This window comes from Streptomyces sp. NPDC055243, from assembly GCF_044544025.1.
Classification (GTDB): Bacteria; Actinomycetota; Actinomycetes; order Streptomycetales; family Streptomycetaceae; genus Streptomyces.
Window position 1 is genome coordinate 331,004 of sequence record NZ_JBITWR010000006.1, and the last position, 17,053, is coordinate 348,056.

Below are 17,053 nucleotides of genomic sequence, written 5' to 3' on the forward strand. Positions count from 1 at the left end.
CCGGACTACACGTCCGCCGCCTGCGCCCGCAGGGCTCGTTCGATGCCTGCTCGGGACTCCGTGATCAGACGGCGGAGGGCCGCCGACGGGTCGGCGGATGCCAGCCACGCGTCCGTCGCGTCCAGCGTGGACCGGGACACCTGGAGCGAGGGGTAGAGGCCCACCGCGATCTGCTGCGCCATCTCGTGCGAGCGCGAGTCCCACGCCCCCTTGACCGCCGCGAAGAACTTCTCCGCGTACGGAGCGAGGAGTTCGCGCTGGTCCGTCTGGACGAAGCCGCCGATCACGGACTCCTGGATCGCGTTCGGGAGCTTGTCGGACTCCACGACCGAGGCCCATGCCTCCGCCTTCGCCTCCGGCGTGGGCCGCGCCGCCCGCGCCGCGGCGGCGTGCCGCTCGCCCGCGGCCGTCTTGTCGCGGTCCAGCTCCGCCGTGATCCCGGCCTCGTCGAGCCGGCCCGTCGACGCGAGCCGGTGCACGAGGGCCCAGCGCAGCTCCGTGTCCACCGCGAGGCCCTCGATCGACTGCTTGCCCGAGACGAGGTCCTCCAGGAGCGTCAGCTGCTCCTCCGTGCGTGCCGTCGCCGCGAACGCCCGCGCCCACGCCAGCTGGTGGTCGCTGCCCGGCTCCGCCGAGCGGAGGTGCGAGAGCGTGGCCTCGGTCCAGCGGGCCAGCGCCTCGGCACGCCCGGCCGGCGCCGCGTACAGGTCGAGCGCCAGCTTCACCTGGCGGTGCAGGGACTGCACGACCCCGATGTCCGACTCCTTGGCGATGCCGGAGAGGACGAGCGAGAGGTAGTCGCGCGTGGGCAGCTCCGCGTCCCGCGTCATGTCCCACGCCGACGCCCACGACAGCGCACGCGGCAGCGACGCCTCGAAGTCACCGATGTGCTCCGTCACGAAGGCGAGGGACTCCGCGTCCATGCGCACCTTCGCGTACGAGAGGTCGTCGTCGTTCAGGAGGATCACGTCCGGGCGCTCACGGCCCACCAGCGCGTCCACCGCCGTCAGTTCGCCGTCCACGTCCAGCTCCACGCGGTCCGTGCGCAGCAGCTTGCCGCTCTCCTCGTCGAGGTCGTACAGGCCGATCGCGATCCGGTGCGGGCGCAGTGTCGGTTCGCCCTTCGCGCCGGCGGGCAGCGCCGGGGCCTCCTGTTTCACCGCGAACGACGTGATCTTGCCCGTCGTGTCCACGTCCACCACCGGACGCAGGATGTTGATGCCCGCCGTCTCCAGCCACTTCTTCGACCACGTCTTCAGGTCGCGCCCGCTGGTCTCCTCAAGGGCACCGAGCAGATCGGACAGGCGCGTGTTCCCGAACGCGTGCGCCTTGAAGTACGCCTGCACGCCCCGGAAGAACTCGTCCATGCCGACGTACGCCACCAGCTGCTTCAGGACGCTCGCGCCCTTGGCGTACGTGATGCCGTCGAAGTTGACCAGGACGTCGTCGAGGTCACGGATGTCCGCCATGATCGGGTGCGTCGACGGCAGCTGGTCCTGGCGGTACGCCCACGTCTTCATGGAGTTGGCGAACGTCGTCCAGGAGTGCGGCCAGCGCGAGTTCTCCGCGTACGCCTGGCAGGCGATGGACGTGTACGTCGCGAACGACTCGTTCAGCCAGAGGTCGTTCCACCACTCCATCGTCACCAGGTCGCCGAACCACATGTGGGCCAGCTCGTGGAGGATGGTCTCCGCGCGCGTCTCGTACGCCGCGTCCGTCACCTTCGAACGGAACACGTACTGGTCGCGGATGGTCACCGCTCCCGCGTTCTCCATCGCGCCCGCGTTGAACTCCGGCACGAAGAGCTGGTCGTACTTGGCGAAGGGGTACGCGTAGTCGAACTTCTCCTGGAACCAGTCGAAGCCCTGCCGCGTCACCTCGAAGATCGCGTCCGAGTCGAGGAACTCGGCGAGCGAGGGACGGCAGTAGATGCCGAGCGGAACCGACTGGCCGCCAGGACCCTCGTACGAGCTGTGGACCGAGTGATACGGACCGACGATGAGCGCCGTGATGTACGTCGACATCCGCGGCGTCGGCTCGAAGACCCAGACATCACCGCTGGGCTCGGGCGTCGGCGAATTCGAGACGACCGTCCAGCCGGACGGCGCCTTCACGGTGAACTGGAACGTCGCCTTGAGATCGGGCTGCTCGAACGAGGCGAAGACACGGCGCGCGTCCGGGACCTCGAACTGCGTGTAGAGATAGGCCTGCTCGTCGACCGGGTCGACGAACCGGTGCAGGCCCTCGCCCGTGTTGGTGTAGTCGCAGTCGGCGACGACCTTCAGCTCGTTCGGCCCCGCCTCCAGGTGCTTCAGCGCGATGCGCGAGTCACGGAAGACGGCGGCCACGTCCAGCGAGCGGCCGTTCAGGACGGCCTCGTGGACCGCGGGGGCGACCAGGTCGATGAACGTCTCGGCGCCCGCCTCGGCGGAGTCGAAGCGCACCGTGGTCACCGACCGGTAGGTGCCGCCCGCTTGCGCGCCGGAGAGGTCGAGATCGATCTCGTACGAGTCAACGGTGAGCAGCTTCGCCCGCTGCTGCGCCTCTTCGCGGGTCAGATTGGTGCCGGGCACGCGTTCATCTCCTCAGGTACGACTTGTGGCGTTTCCAGCCATCCTTCCACGTGGGTCAGCGGACGGGGCCGGGCATTGTCCGAGGACCGTCATGCGGCATTGTTCGCGGGCTGCCGTGCCGCTAGCATCCGCGCGTCGACACACGCCCCGGGGGGAGCGTCCATGGGACTCAGACGGTCACGGCGACTACCGCGATTACCGCGATTACGTGGCGCGAGGTGCGCCGCATGATCGACGTACTCGTCGCGGGAGCGGGCATCGGCGGCCTGACCGCCGCGCTCAGCCTGCACGCGGCGGGCATCGGGGTGCGGGTCATCGACGCGGTGGACGCGCTGCGGCCCGTCGGGGTCGGCATCAACCTTCTGCCGCACGCGGTACGGGAGTTGACGGACCTGGGCCTGGGCGCCGAGCTGGCGGCCACGGCCGTGCCGACCGCCGAGACGGTCCACTTCGACCGGCACGGCAACCACATCTGGGGCGAGCCCCTCGGCCTCGCCCGCGGCCACCACTGGCCGCAGTACTCCCTGCACCGCGGCGCGCTCCAGCTGATCCTCCTCGACGCGGTGCGCGACCGCCTCGGTGACAACGCTGTCCAGACCGGTACGGCCTTCGTGCGGTACGCCGAGCCGGAGGGCTCGGGGGCGCTGCGGGTGACCCTGCGGGACGTGCGGCGCGGGCGGGAGTTCGCGGTGCCGGTGCGGGCCCTGATCGGCGCCGACGGGCTGTACTCGGCGGTGCGGGCCCGGCTGCACCCCGGCGAGGGCCCGCCGCTGTGGAACGGCATCCGGATGTGGCGGGGCGTCACCGAGTGGGACCCGGTGCTCGGCGGCCGGACGATGGCGTTCGCGGGCAGCAACGCGACCGTGAAGCTCGTCGTCTACCCGATCTCGCGGGAGGCGGAGACGCGGGGGCGTGCGCTGCTCAACTGGGTGGCGGAGGTGCGCTTTCCGAGACATCACCACGGGGCGCCGGGCCCGGTGGACTGGAACCGCTCGGGCCGCCTGTCCGATGTCCTTCCGCACTTCTCGGGTTGGCGGATCGGGGACCTGGACGTGCCCGCGCTCCTTGCCGCGACCGGGGCGAGGAGCCGGATCCTGGAGTACCCGATGGTGGACCGCGACCCCCTGCCGTGGTGGGGCCGCGGCCCCGTGACGCTGCTGGGCGACGCGGCGCATCCGATGTACCCCGTGGGGTCGAGCGGGGGTTCGGAGGCGGTCCTTGACGCGCGGGTGCTCGCGCGGTGCGTGGCTCATGCCGGGGCGGACCGGGTGAGCGGCCTGCGGGCGTACGAGGCGGAGAGGTGGGGCCCCGCCAACGCCGTGGCCCTGGCCAACCGGGCGATGCCGGTGGACGAGGTGCTGCGGGCGGTGGCGGAGAGGGCGCCGGAGGGGTTCGTGCGGGTGGAGGATGTCCTGACGGGGGAGGAGTTGGGGGGTTTGGGGGAGGGGTATCGGCGTATGCGGGGGCTTTGGTAGCGGTCTTTGTTTGATCCCCAACCCCACCCCTTCCCACAAACCCGCTCTGGCGCGGGGGCCTACCTGGGGCTCCGCCCCAGACCCCGCTCCTCACACGCCGGAGGGGCTGAAATACAGCCCGGGGGCCGGACCCTGGGTGGGCACCCGCTCCGGCCACAGACCCGGGGGCTCCGCCCCCGGACCCCCGCTCCTCAAACGCCGGAGGGCTGGATCTCCAGCCCGTCCGGCGTTTGAGGACGAACTCGGCGGAGCCGGTGATGGACGGCCACCAAGGCCCCCGCGCCAGAGCGGGTTTTCGGGAAGGGGCGGGGTTGGGGAAGAGCAACGTCTGAAACCCGCCAGCCCCCACCCACCCGCACGCGCGACCCTCGGAACATGAACGCAACCCCAACCACGACCACATCCCCAACCACGACCACAACCACGACCTACGCCCCGCTCCCCATCACCCCCACCGCCCTCGCCCAACTCCGCATCACAGACGACGCCGCCCGCCCCTGCACCCCCTACGTGGACACGGAAGGCGGCGACCCCCTCCGCTGCTGCCTGCGCCCCACCGCCCCCGGCGAACGCGTCGCCCTCGTCTCGTACGCGCCCCTGCGCCGCTGGGCCGCGGAGACCGGTGCCACCCCCGGTGCCTACGACGAGCAGGGCCCCGTCTTCATCCACGCGCAGGACTGCGGGGGCCCCACCCCCGGGCAGGGTTACCCCTTCGCCCGCCCCGGAGCCCTCCGCACCCTGCGCCGCTACAACGCCGAAGGCCACATCGTCGGCGGTCGCCTGATGGAGATCCCGGACCCGGCCACGGAAGGCTTCGACGCCGCCTTCGCGGAGGCCTTCGCCGACCCGGACGTAGCCCTCGTGCACGTCAGGGCCGTCGAGTACGGCTGCTTCCACTTCGAGGTCCGCCGCCCTTAGGCGAGCGTCCCGACCGAGCCCACCGAGCCCACCGAGCCCACCGAGCCCCCTGCCCCCACCGCCCGCGCGAACGCCCGCACCCGCTCCGTCTCCCCGTCCCGCCGCCACACCATCCCGAGCACCGAGTCCGGCACCCCCTCCACCGGCACGAACGTGACGTCACGCCGGCCGTGGTACTCCGCGGTGGGGCGGCACAGCAGCATCGCCCCCCGCTCGGCCGCGACCAGCGTCAGGCCCTCCTGGAGGGTGCGCACCTCCGGTGCGGGGACGGGCGAGGGGGCCTGCGCCGCGCGCCAGTACGCGGGGGCCGGAGCCGTCGCGGAGATCAGCGGCAGCCCCGCCAGCTCGGCCGCGTCCAGCGACCCGCGGCCCGCGAAGGGATGGCGTACCGACACCGCGACCGTCTGCTGCTGGCGGGAGAAGAGCGGGCCGAGCACCAGGTCCGGCTCCTCGACCGGCAGCAGCACGATCGCCGTGTCCACGTCCCCGTGCCGCACCGCCCCGAAGGGATCCGCGAACGGCACCTCCACGATCTCCGTCACACACCCCGGATGCCGCTCCTGGAAGTCGGCGATCGCCCCCATCAGGCGCGCGTCCGCCGTCCCCTGGAAGCCGATCCGCAGCCGCCCCGTGACACCCCGCGCCGACTCCCGCGCCGCGTCCACCGTGGCGCTCAACCTCTCGTACGCCGGGCGCAGTTCGGCCAGGAACCGCTCGCCCGCCGGAGTCAGGCGCACCCGCCGGCTCGACCGCTCCACGAGCCGCGTGCCGATCCGCCGCTCCAGGTCGCGCAGCAACTGGCTGACGCGGCTCTGCGACACGTAGAGCCGCTCGCCCGCACGGCCGAAGTGCAGCTCGTCGGCGAGCGCGATGAAGCACTCCAGCTCCCGTATCTCAAGCCCGCTCAACCCGCACACTCCCTCGACCATGAGCCTTCGCAACGAGGCGACGACGCAACGACGCAACGACGCATCCACGCATCCACGCATTCACGCATTCACGCATCGATGAGCCTCGCTCATTCAAGGATGAGATCTTCGCCGTTGTTCCCCGCGGGCGCCCGGCGAAGGCTTGACCCCATGAACGCCACCCCGCACACACTCCCTGAACTCGCCGAGCCGCGGCGCCGCCTGCCGCTCTCCGTCCTCACCGTCGCCGCCGCCACCTTCTCCGTCGTCACCACGGAAATGCTGCCGGTCGGCCTCCTCACCTCCCTCTCCTCCGGGCTCGGCGTCTCCGACGGGACCGCGGGCCTGACCGTCACGCTGCCCGGCGTCGTCGCGGCGCTCGCCGCGCTCCTCCTGCCGGTGGCCGTGCGGCGTGCCGACCGGCGGACGGTGCTGTGCGCGCTGATGGTCCTGCTCGCCGCCGCCAACCTCCTGGCCGCGCTCGCGCCCGCCTTCGGCGTGCTGCTCGCCGCGCGGGTGCTCGTGGGGGTCTGCATCGGGGGCGTGTGGGCGATCGCGGCCGGGCTCGGCGTACGGCTCGTGCGGGAGGAGGCCGCGGGGCGGGCCACCACGGTGATCTTCAGCGGGATCGCGGTGGCATCCGTGCTCGGCGTCCCCGCCGGTACGTTCCTCGGCGAACTCGCGGGCTGGCGCTGGGCGTTCGCGGTGATGGGGGCGTTCGCGCTCGCGGTCGCCGGGCTGCTCGCTGCGGTGCTTCCGCCGCTGCCCGCTTCGGCGGCCGTACGGCTCGGCACGTTCCCCGGGCTGCTGCGGGGAGCGCGGCTGCGGGCGGGGCTGCTGGTGGTGCTGCTTCTGGTGACCGGACACTTCGCGGCCTACACCTACGTCCGGCCCGTCCTGGAGCGAGTGCCCGACCTGGGCGCCGGGCTGATCAGCGGGCTGCTCCTCGTGTACGGGATCGCGGGCATCGTCGGCAATTTCGCGGGCGGCGCGCTCGCGGCCCGCGATCCGCGCCGGGCGCTGCTCGCCATCTCGGCCGGGCTGACCGCCGTGGTCCTGCTGCTCGGGCCCGCGGGCGGCTCGCTCGTCGCATCGGTGGCGCTCCTCGTCGCGTGGGGCCTGGCCTACGGCGGGGTCTCCGTCTCCACCCAGCACTGGGTGCTCGCCGCGGCCCCCGGCGCCCGTGAGGCGGCGTCGGCGCTCTTCGCCGGGGTGTTCAACGCGGCGATCGCCCTGGGCGCGCTGACCGGCGGCCTGGTCGCGGACGGCTTCGGGACGACGGAGGTGCTGTGGCTGGGGGGCGGCCTCGCGGCGCTCGCGCTGCTGGTCGTGGGGTGCGCGAAGGGGGCGGGCACCGAGTAGAGATCGGTGCCCGCCCCCAGCGGCGTACGTATGACGAGGTAAGAGCTGAGACTCAGCCCTTGAGCTCGGCGGCCACCAGCTCCGCGATCTGCACCGCGTTCAGCGCGGCGCCCTTGCGGAGGTTGTCGTCGGAGATGAAGAAGGCCAGGCCGTTCTCCGCCGTCTCGTCGTTGCGGATGCGGCCCACGAAGGAGTCGTCCTTGCCCGCGGCGACCAGCGGGGTCGGCACGTCCGTGAGGACGACGCCCTCGGCCGACGCGAGGATCTCGGTGGCGCGCTCGGCGCTCAGCGGACGCTCGAAGCGGGCGTTGACCTGGAGCGAGTGGCCGGTGAAGACCGGCACGCGGACGCAGGTGCCGGAGACCTTGAGGGCCGGGATCTCCAGGATCTTGCGGGATTCGTTGCGGAGCTTCTGCTCCTCGTCGGTCTCGTTCAGACCGTCGTCCACGATGGAGCCCGCCATCGGCAGGACGTTGTACGCGATCGGCGCGACGTACTTGTTCGGGGCCGGGAACTCCGCGGCCGAGCCGTCGTGCGTGAGGTTCGGCGCTTCGTCGCCGACCTTCTTGACCTGGTCGAAGAGCTCCTCGACACCGGCGACGCCCGAACCGGACACGGCCTGGTAGGTCGCCACGACGAGCGCGGTGAGACCGGCCTCCCGGTGCAGCGGCTTCAGGACCGGCATGGCGGCCATCGTCGTGCAGTTCGGGTTGGCGATGATGCCCTTGGGGCGGTCCGCGATCGCGTGCGGGTTGACCTCGGAGACGACCAGCGGGACCTGGGGGTCCATTCGCCAGGCCGAGGAGTTGTCGATCACGACGGGGCCCTGCGACGCGACCTTCTCGGCCAGCGCCTTCGAGGTGGCACCGCCCGCCGAGAACAGGACGATGTCAAGGCCGCTGTAGTCGGCCGTGGAGGCGTCCTCGACCGTCACACCGTCGAGGACCGTGCCGGCCGAGCGGGCCGATGCGAACAGGCGCAGCTCGTCGATCGGGAACTTCCGCTCGACGAGGATCTTGCGCATGACCGTGCCGACCTGACCGGTGGCTCCGACGATTCCGACCTTCACAGGGACTTCCTCCGTATGTGCATGGGCATAGGCATTGGCCTGTGCGTTCCATCATGCGTCTGTCCACGGGCGCCTTGTCCAATCCATTGTCCGAAGTTCGGGATGTCACATTCCCGCGCACATTCCTGCCGCCTCGGTCGAACGTTTCGGGCCGCCCCGGCGTCCTAGGGGAAACGCGGGGACGGGAGGGGTGTCTTGCTGCGCGGAAGAATGCGACGGGACCGACGGGACCGACAGGGAGGGTCCGATCCGCTCGACGCGGCCCAGGAGGACCGGGTGCGGGCGGTGCTCGCGCTGGGCGGGGTGCCGCACGCGGACCTGCCCGACGGCGTCCAGCAGGTCAGGCTCAAGCTCCTGGAGCGGGCGGCGGACGGCCGCGACGCGCCCCGTGACGTCTCCGCGTGGGCGGCGGTCGTCGCCTCGAACCTCGCCATGGACTGGCACCGGGCACGCCGCAGGCAGGAGCGGCTCGGCGAGCGGCTCGCGGTCCTGTGGCGGGAGGCGACGGACGAGGACGGGGCGGAGTCACGGGCCCTCTCGATGGCCGTGACGCAGGGCCTGGACGCGCTGCCCGACACCCAGCGGCAGGTCGTCGTCCTGCGTTTCTACGCCGATCTGCCGGTGCGGGCGATAGCCGACGAGCTGGGCATTCCGGAGGGCACGGTCAAGAGCAGGCTGCATACGGCGGTACGGGTGCTGCGGACGCGGCTGCACGAGGGCGAGGTGGTGTGACGGTGGCCAAGGACGAGTACGCGTACGAGTACGAGTACGACGGCGACCACGACGCCCTGATGCTCGCCCTCACGGACGAGCCCCTGCCCGAGGCGTCCCGGCGGGACCCGGAGGCCGTGGCGGAGCATGCCGCGGCTGTGGCGGACGTCGCACTGCTCCGGGAGCACCTGGGGGTGGTGGGGCGGACCCTGTCGGCTCCGGAGCGGGAGCCGGTGCGGGTGGTCCCGGTGCGGCCCGGCGGTGTCCGGCGGCGGCGCCTCGCGATGTCGCTCGGTGTGGCGGCGGCCGCCGCGGCCGCCTCGCTCGTGGGCGGTCTCGCCTGGCTGGCGCTGGAGGGCGGGGGTGAGATGACCAGGAGCGACTCCGACGCGGCGAAGGGGGTAGCGCCGGACGCGGGTGACGAGGACAGCGGGGGCTCGGCGGACCGGTCGCCCGAGGGGTACGTGGCGTGCGCGCGGCTCATCGCGGAGGGCACGGTCAGGCGGGTCGAGCCGGTCCCCGGCGGCGTCCAGGACCGGATCGTCCTGGACGTGTCCCGCTACTACAAGCCGGGCCGGGGCGAGAAGCAGATCACGTTCGTGATGGACGTGGACGTGGACCCGCGCCTGCGCCCCGGCGACCGGACCCTGATCGGCATCGCGAAGGGCGAGGCGTCGCCGGACATCTGGTCCACGACCGCGAAGGACATCGCCAAGGACCGGGCATGGATCGAGCGGGCGCTGCCGCGCGCGGAGGGGATGCGGTGCTGAGGGGCACGGGCGGTTCGGGGCACGGGCGGTGCCGAGGGGGGAGGGCTGTGCAGATGGAGGAGTAAATGCGCTGGATGTAAGGGTCTAAGTGCCCCTATGGTTACTACATGACCACCCAAGTGCCCGCCCCCGCACCCGACTTCACGCCGACCGACGACGTCTTCGTCAGGAAGCACATGGGCGTGCCGGACATCGACGTCACGGACTGGACCCTGGTGGTGGAGGGGCTCGTCGAGCGGCCGCTGCGCCTGGACATGGCCGCCGTCCTCGCGCTCGGGACGGAGCGGCTGGCCGCCTTCCACGAATGCTTCGGGAGTCCGTTCGCTCCGGACGTGCCGACGCGGGCGGTGGCGCAGGTGGAGTGGGCGGGGGTGCCGCTCGCCGCGCTCCTGGACCGTGCGGTGCCACAGGCCGCGGCGCGGCACGTGTGGTTCGAGGGCGCGGACACGGGGTCCTTCCACGGGCAGGACGGTCTGACGTACGTCAAGGACCTGCCCCTGCCGACGGCCCGCGGCGACGTCTTCCTCGCGCACCGGATGAACGGCGAGCCGCTCCGAGCCGAGCACGGGTTTCCGCTGCGGGCGGTGGTGCCGCGGATGTTCGGGACGAACTCGGTGAAGTGGCTGACCCGGATCGTCCTGGCGGACCGGCGGTCGGACGGCGTCTTCACCACGCGGTTCTACAACCGCGTCCTGCCGGGGGAGGCGTCCCCGAGCCCCGTGCGGGAGGTGGATGTGAGCAGCAAGCTGTTCGCGCCGGGGGAGGGGGCCGAACTGGCCGCGGGGAAGGTGGAGTTGAGCGGCCGGGCGTGGAGCGCGACGGAGATCGTGGGCGTCGAGATCTCGGTCGACGGGGGTGCCTGGGAGGCGGCCGTGGTGGATGCGCCGGGCCCGGGCCCGACGTGGCAACGCTTCTGTCTCACCAGAGAGTTGGCGCCCGGCCCGCATCGCGTCCGCTGCCGGGCGCGGGATCTCGCGGGGCGCGTGCAGCCGCTCGCGGGGGCGCGGAACGCGGTGCACGAGGTGGCGGTCGAGGCCGGATAGCGGCCCGGCGCCCCCTTCGCACGTCGGCCGGACGCACGTCGGCCGGACGCACGTCGGCCGGGCTGGAGGACCAGCCCGGCCGACGTCCTGGCACAGATGCCCTGTCGCAGTCGTCCTGTCACAGACGTCCTCTCACAGAGAGACCCCTACGAGGCGACCTTCTCGATGATCACGCTGCCGGTACCGGCGACCGTGCCGCGACCGTTCAGGAGCGAGACCTCACCGAACAGCTGACGTCCCTCCGTCGTGGGCGCGTCCGCCGCGACCTCCGCGGAGACCTGGGCGGAAGCCCCGTTCGCCAGCTTCACCGACGCCGACTCGTCGACCTTCACCGAGCCGAGCGCGGCCGAGAAGAAGACGTCCCGGTAGTCGTACGCCGTGGTGCCGGACGGGATCGAGTAGCCCACCACCTGGATCTCGTACGTGCCCGCGGCGGGCTTGGTGAGGCTGACCGACTCCTCCGAGTCGCCGTCCGCCGACGAGCCCACGACCGCGCCGTCCTTCGAGACCGACAGGTCCAGGTCGGCGGCGGTGTCCGCCGTCGAGCCGATCGCGACGTCGAGCCGCTCCGCGCCCTGGGGCACGACCACGGTCGTCTTCTGCGTCTCACCCTGCTTGATCGACGGCTTCGCCGCCTTCGCGGAGCCGAGCGGGCCGCCCTTCAGCTTCCCGTCCACCGCGGCGAAGTTGTTCGTCACCTTCCAGGAGACGGGCGCCGGCGTGCCGACCTTCGCCTCCGGAACCGTCTGCACGGCGGGGTCGAAGGCGACACCCAGAGCCGAGACGTCCAGCTTGTAGGGGTTGTCCAGGAGCGGCGACGTCCTGCGCGACTCGACCTCGATCTCCCACACGCCCGGCTGCGGGTCCGCGTACGAACGCAGGTCGGGGCGGCAGGTGTTGGCCGGGTTCTCGTAGTTCGGGTAGCAGACGAGCGACGACGTCGAGTCGACCGGGACACCGTACGGGTGCACCGCGATGAACCGCGTCTGGCTCTTGTCCTTCAGGCCGCCGAGCGCCACTTCGAGGGACTTGGCGCCCTTGGGGACCGTCACGAAGTACGACTTGGTGCTGTTGCGCTGCACCGAGCCGGACCCCGAGAACGTGTACGCGGGCTTGGCGAGCGGCGCCGAGACGACGACCGTCGACATGATCTGCTGGTCGATGCCCTCGCTGCGCTCGTCGTCGACCGTCAGGATCGCGCTGTGCACACCGGCCGACTTGGCCTTCGCCTGCACCTTGACCGTGACCGGCTTGTTCAGCGGCAGCGTCACCGCGCCCTTGCCGAGCAGCTTGAACGTGCCCTCGTGGTTGTTGACCAGGTCCAGCTCGTGGCGGATGGAGCGGTCGGGGCCCGAGGTGCGGGTGACCTCGACGTCGTACGTCCGCTTCTGGCCGGTCTTCAGGCCGCCCTCACGGTCGTAGATGCCGGTGCCGGGCTTCTTCAGCTCCTGCTCCAGGGCGGTGTCGACCGGGGCCTTCACCGTGTACGTGTGCGCCTTCGCGTCGTCCTCGATGGCGTTCCAGGCGTCGACCACGTTGATCAGGCCGGTGCCCTGCGCGTACGCCTGCTCGCCGCTGATGCGGTCCGCGGTCGAGGTCAGCGCCGTGCGCAGCTTCGCCGGGGTCAGGTCGACGTCCTCGCGCTTGGCGGCGGACAGCAGCAGCGCGGATGCGCCCGCGGCCTGCGGGGACGCCATCGACGTACCCTGCAACATCGAGTAACCGGCGGGCAGTTGGTAGCCCGCCTCGGCGACCGGGGAGCCCGGCAGCCAGGTCTGCGTGGTGTTGATGGCCGAGCCGGGCGCGGAGATGACCGGCGCGAAGCCGCCGTCCTCGCGCGGACCGCGCGAGGAGAAGTTCATCATCGCGTACTTCTTCTCCACGGCGGAGCCGTAGTTGGCGGCCCACGTCTCCTTGGAGATGGAGGCGCCGACCGAGATGACCTTGTCGGCCAGGCTCGGGTCGCCGATGGTGTTCGCGCCGGGGCCGGAGTTGCCCGCGGAGATCACCAGCTGGACGCCGTAGGTGTCGATGAGGCGCGTGTAGAGCTCGGCGCGCGCGTTGTTGCCGTCGTTCAGCGCCGGGAGGCCGCCGATCGACATGTTCACGATGTCGACGCCGCGCTTCGTGACGAGGTCGATCATGCCCTCGGTGAGCGCGACGTTCGTGCAGCCGCCGGTCCAGGTGCAGGCGCGCGAGGAGACCAGCTTGGCGCCGGGCGCCGCGCCGTTCATCTTGCCGCCGAACAGGCTGTTGGCCGCGGTGATGCCCGCGACGTGTGTGCCGTGCTCGGACTCGATGACGCCGATGTTGACGAAGTCGGCCTTCTTGCCGACCCAGTCGCCGCCGTACGGGTCGGTCGGCACGTCCTTGCGGATCTCGACGACGAACGGGACGCGCTCGACGACGTCGGTCGCCGGGTCGTCCTTGCCGAAGTAGGCGACCTGGTGGCCGTCCTTGTACGGCTTCATCGTCTCGTCGTCGGTGAAGTCGTTGTTGTCGTTCAGGTCGACCCGGACCGTCCCGGCCGCCGGGTCGTAGAGCACGCCCCAGCTGTCGGTGGTGTCGCCGTCACGGTTGATGTCGCCCTTGGCGTCACCGCCGGTGGTGGCCGACTCGCGGAAGCGGTTGACCTGGAAGGAGCCCGCGGGGGCCTTCCACGTCTCGCTGTCCCAGGTGAAGACGGGGCCCGTGACGGGGTTGGTCATCCGGCGCCAGGTGGCGTCCGCGTCCACGATCGGGTCCGTCGCGGTCACCCAGTCGGTGATCTTCCGCTCGCCCGTGGTGGTCTTCTGGAGCGCGGGGTGGCCCAGGTCGACGCCGGAGTCGAGGATGCCGATGGTGGTGCCCCGGCCGTCCGCCTTCGGGTGCTTCTTCACGAAGTCGACGGCGCCCGTCTCGAAGGACGGGTTGTACGGGTTCTTCGCCGGGGTGTTCTTGCCGGGTCCGGCGAACGTCCCCTCGGCCGCGGTCTTCGCGCCCTTGGCGCGGTCGGCGGCCGGCGTCGGGTCGTCCAGCTCGATCTCGTGCCGCAGGTCGATGCCGTGCACCGACGACAGCTTGCCGGCGGCCTCGATGGCGGCCTCGGCCTTCGCGGTGGGCACGGTGGCGCGTACGTAGCCGAGCTTGTCGTACGTCCGGCCGACCGAGCCGCCTTTGACGGCGTCGAGCTGGTCGGCGACCTGCTCGGTGGCGCCGGGCGCGGTGGCGACCATCATCGTGACGGTCTTCTCGCCGTCCGCCTTCGCGTCCGCGAGGAGATCGGCGTCGGCCGAACCGAGCTTCTTCTCGGCGGACTTGGGGGTGGTCTGGCCCCCGGGGTCTCCGTCGGCCGCGAGGGCCATGGGTATGGGCCCGGCGGCGGAGAGCGCGGCGGTGAGGCCGACGGCTATCGCGAGACGGGTCGTGCGTCTAGCACTGGATCTGTGCATCAGCATCCCTGTACGTAAAGGTCGAAAAGGTCCGGAATCCGGAACCGGATGACCGCTCAGCCTTACGTAAGTGACTGCTGTTTGGGGAGAGTTGTCCGGAGAGGATCAGAGGCTGGCGTAATCCCGCCATGCGCCACCGGTGACATAGCGGATGATTACGCCTCTACCTCTCTACGCCTCTACCTCTCTACGCCTCACGCACCCGCGCGTAGTGCCGCGAAGCCTTGGCCCGGTTGCCGCACCCGGCCATGGAGCACCAGCGCCGGGTCCCGTTCCGCGAGGTGTCGTAGAAGTGCAGGATGCACGCCTCGTGCGCGCAGGGGCGGATTCGGTCCGGGGCGGTGGCGAGGAGCGTCAGGTAGTCACGGGCCGCCAGCCATGCCGCACCCCAGGTCGGGTCCTTGAACTCGGGCTCCTCGCCCGGCCCTTGCGCGGTCAGGGTCGCCCGGATGCGCCCGTGCCCGAGGATCGTGTCGACGCGGGCGATGCCGGCGGGGTCGTCGGGGCTGTCCACGGTGGACGCGAGCGCGTCGCGTGCCCGCAGCACGTGCTCCAGCGTCGCCTCGTCCGCAGTGAACCTGTCGTCGAGCCCATGGGCGGCGAGCCAGACGGCGAGCCCGTCGACATGGGTCAGCAGATCCTGGCGCGCGCCGTCCATCATCCACCGGGTGTTGAGCAGGTCGAGGGAGAGCGGCTCGCCGACGAGCGGGCGCGGATCGCGGGGGGCGGCGGACATGGGGCTCCCTTCAGGACTAACCAGCAAAGGGTACGTGACTGGTTGACGCTCGCTGATTCTAACTCTTAAAGTGGTGGTGAAAGGTTAGCCAGCCCACGCGGGTCGGGCGGGCAACTGCTGACGCGCTGACAAGGGGAGAGTCATGACCTCGACCGGCACACTCCGCACCGGCCACATCGGCCTGAACGTCACCGACATCGAGCGCTCGCTCGCCTTCTACCGCGACGTCATCGGGTACGGCGTGATCAGCGAGGGCAAGGAAGAGGGCCGCAGATTCGCCTTCCTGGGGGAGAGCGGAATCCCCGCGCTCACGCTCTGGCAGCAGGCGGACGCGTCGTACGCGGCTTCGAACGCCGGACTGCACCACCTGGCGTTCGAGGTGGACACCATCGAGGAGGTCCGCGCGTACGAGAGCGCCCTGCGGGCGTACGGGGTGGAATTCGCCTACGAGGGAGTCGTCCCGCACGGCGAGGGCGCGGCGTCCGGCGGGATCTTCTTCCACGACCCGGACGGAACGCGCCTGGAGATCTATGCGGGGTCCGGCGTGGCAGCCTCGGACACTGCTCCGGTGGCGGCGGCGCCGACCTGCGGCTTCTTCTGACCGCGCCCTGACCCGCTCACCCATTCACCCATTGACTCGGCAGGGAGTGACATGACCACCCCGCACACCCCGTACCACCACGGCTCCCGAGCCGTTCAGGACCTCGTCGGTGTGCGGGAACTGGCCGACCACGTGGGCCGGTCCATCGGCGACGGCATCCGCCCCGTCGCCGCCGCCTTCCTCGAACTCCAGCCCATGCTGGTGATCGGCGCCGCGGACCAGGCGGGCGCGGTCTGGGCCTCGCTGCTCACCGGCGAACCCGGGTTCGTGCGGGCCACGGGGCCGCGCCAGGCATCGATCGCGGGCGGCCCGCACCGGGCCGACCCCCTGGCGCGGGCCCTCGCCCAGGAGGGCACCCCCGTGGGCACCATCGCCCTGGACCCCCGCACCCGGCGCCGCATGCGCCTGAACGGACGGGCCCGCCCGACCCCCCGCGGCCTGGCGATCGAGGCCGACCAGGTCTTCTCGAACTGCCCCAAGTACCTCCAGAAGCGCCAACTCGACCCCGACCGCGATCCAGGCGGCCCCTCCACCCCCACCCGCACGCCGGAACTCACCGCCGAACAGCGCACGCTCATCGCCGCCGCCGACACCTTCTTCCTCGCTTCCGTCCACGCGCACGGCGCCGACGCCAGCCACCGGGGCGGCAACCCCGGCTTCGTCCGGGTCGCGTCAGCCACCGAACTCACCTGGCGGGACTACCCGGGCAACGCGATGTTCCTGACCCTCGGCAACCTCGCCACGGACCCCCGCGCCGGGCTCCTCTTCCTCGACTGGACGACCGGCACCACCCTCCAGCTCACCGGCACGGCCCGCACCGAACACGGCGACGACGGCTCCCGCACGGTCCGCTTCACCCTCACCGAGGCGGTCCAGACCCTCGGCGCGAGCCCCTGGAGCTGGACGGCTCCGGAGTACTCCCCTGCCAATCCGACCGAGGAGGACTAGCGTCACTCTGTGAACAAAGAGCTTCGGGTGGCGGCCTACGCCGTATGCGTACAGGACGGGCAGCTGCTGCTCGCCCGCTGGGTGGCGGGCGACGGCAGCAAGCGCTGGACGCTGCCCGGCGGCGGGATGGACCACGGGGAGGACCCGTACGACACGGTGATCCGCGAGGCCGACGAGGAGACGGGGTACGTCATCGAGCCCGTCGCGCTGCTCGGCGTCGACTCGCTGCGCCGCCGCTATCCGCGCAAGCTCGGCGCCGTCGCCGACTTCCACGGCCTGCGGATCGTCTACGAGGCGCGCGTCACCGGCGGCGAGCTGCGCCACGAGCGGGACGGTTCCACCGATCTCGCGGCCTGGCACACGCTGGACGCCGTCGCCGGCCTCGACCGGGTCGGGCTCGTCGACATCGGGCTCGACCTGTGGCGGACCCGCCCCGGCGACGGTCACCTCGCGACGCCCTCCGAGCCGCCCTCCTGAGCCCACGTGGAGCCTTCCCTTCCCCGAAAGG

At 71.6% G+C, this 17,053-nt stretch carries 14 protein-coding genes; 9 read left to right on the forward strand and 5 right to left on the reverse strand.

Features of this window, described 5'->3' with window-relative positions; translation table 11 throughout:
* Nucleotides 1-5: 5 nt before the first annotated feature.
* Nucleotides 6-2,573, reverse strand: coding sequence for an aminopeptidase N (gene pepN / locus ACIGXX_RS20095; RefSeq protein ID WP_351164506.1), 2,568 nt, complete (start codon nt 2,571-2,573; stop codon nt 6-8).
* Nucleotides 2,574-2,800: 227 nt separating this feature from the next.
* On the opposite strand from pepN, the gene ACIGXX_RS20100 reads away from it, so the two are divergent.
* A complete protein-coding gene (locus ACIGXX_RS20100; protein WP_351164505.1) occupies nt 2,801-4,048 on the forward strand; it encodes a flavin-dependent oxidoreductase in 1,248 nt (415 codons plus the stop codon).
* 375 nt (nt 4,049-4,423) lie between these two features.
* On the forward strand, nt 4,424-4,966 hold the full coding sequence (locus ACIGXX_RS20105) for a DUF1203 domain-containing protein (protein WP_399977346.1): 543 nt from the start codon (nt 4,424-4,426) through the stop codon (nt 4,964-4,966).
* Here ACIGXX_RS20105 and ACIGXX_RS20110 read toward each other — a convergent pair.
* A complete protein-coding gene (locus tag ACIGXX_RS20110) occupies nt 4,963-5,874 on the reverse strand; it encodes a LysR family transcriptional regulator (protein ID WP_361470180.1) in 912 nt (303 codons plus the stop codon). The genes ACIGXX_RS20105 and ACIGXX_RS20110 overlap by 4 nt on opposite strands.
* A gap of 171 nt (nt 5,875-6,045) precedes the next feature.
* Here ACIGXX_RS20110 and ACIGXX_RS20115 point away from each other — a divergent pair, with 171 nt between their 5' ends.
* Nucleotides 6,046-7,236, forward strand: coding sequence for an MFS transporter (locus tag ACIGXX_RS20115; RefSeq protein WP_399977351.1), 1,191 nt, complete (start codon nt 6,046-6,048; stop codon nt 7,234-7,236).
* A 52-nt stretch (nt 7,237-7,288) separates the two neighbouring features.
* Here the strand turns inward: ACIGXX_RS20115 and ACIGXX_RS20120 are convergent, their stop codons facing one another.
* Entirely contained in the window at nt 7,289-8,305 is a 1,017-nt protein-coding gene (locus tag ACIGXX_RS20120) for an aspartate-semialdehyde dehydrogenase (RefSeq protein ID WP_351164501.1), read from the reverse strand.
* A 195-nt stretch (nt 8,306-8,500) separates the two neighbouring features.
* On the opposite strand from ACIGXX_RS20120, the gene ACIGXX_RS20125 reads away from it, so the two are divergent.
* The 3 genes from ACIGXX_RS20125 to ACIGXX_RS20135 all read left to right on the forward strand — a co-directional run bounded on the left by ACIGXX_RS20125 (nt 8,501) and on the right by ACIGXX_RS20135 (nt 10,829).
* On the forward strand, nt 8,501-9,037 hold the full coding sequence (locus tag ACIGXX_RS20125; RefSeq protein WP_399977356.1) for a sigma-70 family RNA polymerase sigma factor: 537 nt from the start codon (nt 8,501-8,503) through the stop codon (nt 9,035-9,037).
* A gap of 2 nt (nt 9,038-9,039) precedes the next feature.
* A complete protein-coding gene (locus ACIGXX_RS20130) occupies nt 9,040-9,786 on the forward strand; it encodes a hypothetical protein (protein WP_399977359.1) in 747 nt (248 codons plus the stop codon).
* Between the two features lie 107 nt (nt 9,787-9,893).
* Nucleotides 9,894-10,829, forward strand: coding sequence for a molybdopterin-dependent oxidoreductase (locus tag ACIGXX_RS20135; protein WP_351164497.1), 936 nt, complete (start codon nt 9,894-9,896; stop codon nt 10,827-10,829).
* 146 nt (nt 10,830-10,975) lie between these two features.
* On the opposite strand, the gene ACIGXX_RS20140 is transcribed toward ACIGXX_RS20135, so the two are convergent.
* Together ACIGXX_RS20140 and ACIGXX_RS20145 are read right to left on the reverse strand one after the other, a co-directional pair.
* Nucleotides 10,976-14,260 (reverse strand): S8 family serine peptidase, encoded by a 3,285-nt coding sequence (locus ACIGXX_RS20140; RefSeq protein WP_399977364.1) that lies wholly within the window; start codon nt 14,258-14,260, stop codon nt 10,976-10,978.
* 187 nt (nt 14,261-14,447) lie between these two features.
* Nucleotides 14,448-14,996, reverse strand: coding sequence for a CGNR zinc finger domain-containing protein (locus ACIGXX_RS20145; protein ID WP_351160633.1), 549 nt, complete (start codon nt 14,994-14,996; stop codon nt 14,448-14,450).
* A gap of 142 nt (nt 14,997-15,138) precedes the next feature.
* On the opposite strand from ACIGXX_RS20145, the gene ACIGXX_RS20150 reads away from it, so the two are divergent.
* The 3 genes from ACIGXX_RS20150 to ACIGXX_RS20160 are packed head-to-tail and all read left to right on the forward strand — an operon-like array spanning nt 15,139 to nt 17,022.
* Nucleotides 15,139-15,597 carry a VOC family protein gene (locus ACIGXX_RS20150; protein ID WP_399977367.1) on the forward strand — a complete coding sequence of 153 codons (459 nt, stop codon included), beginning with the start codon at nt 15,139-15,141 and terminating at the stop codon, nt 15,595-15,597.
* A 51-nt stretch (nt 15,598-15,648) separates the two neighbouring features.
* Nucleotides 15,649-16,545 (forward strand): pyridoxamine 5'-phosphate oxidase family protein, encoded by an 897-nt coding sequence (locus ACIGXX_RS20155; RefSeq protein WP_399977371.1) that lies wholly within the window; start codon nt 15,649-15,651, stop codon nt 16,543-16,545.
* A 9-nt stretch (nt 16,546-16,554) separates the two neighbouring features.
* Complete coding sequence (locus ACIGXX_RS20160) at nt 16,555-17,022, forward strand: NUDIX hydrolase (RefSeq protein ID WP_351160626.1); 468 nt, start codon at nt 16,555-16,557, stop codon at nt 17,020-17,022.
* Nucleotides 17,023-17,053 lie beyond the last annotated feature (31 nt).

Bases quoted from the DNA above. Each gene is read 5' to 3' on its own strand.
- ACIGXX_RS20100 (WP_351164505.1), top strand. From the start codon at position 2,801: ATGATCGACGTACTCGTCGCGGGAGCGGGCATCGGCGGCCTGACCGCC.
- ACIGXX_RS20105 (WP_399977346.1), top strand. From the start codon at position 4,424: ATGAACGCAACCCCAACCACGACCACATCCCCAACCACGACCACAACC.
- ACIGXX_RS20115 (WP_399977351.1), top strand. From the start codon at position 6,046: ATGAACGCCACCCCGCACACACTCCCTGAACTCGCCGAGCCGCGGCGC.
- ACIGXX_RS20135 (WP_351164497.1), top strand. From the start codon at position 9,894: ATGACCACCCAAGTGCCCGCCCCCGCACCCGACTTCACGCCGACCGAC.
- ACIGXX_RS20140 (WP_399977364.1), bottom strand. From the start codon at position 14,260: ATGCACAGATCCAGTGCTAGACGCACGACCCGTCTCGCGATAGCCGTC.
- ACIGXX_RS20145 (WP_351160633.1), bottom strand. From the start codon at position 14,996: ATGTCCGCCGCCCCCCGCGATCCGCGCCCGCTCGTCGGCGAGCCGCTC.
- ACIGXX_RS20150 (WP_399977367.1), top strand. From the start codon at position 15,139: ATGACCTCGACCGGCACACTCCGCACCGGCCACATCGGCCTGAACGTC.
- ACIGXX_RS20155 (WP_399977371.1), top strand. From the start codon at position 15,649: ATGACCACCCCGCACACCCCGTACCACCACGGCTCCCGAGCCGTTCAG.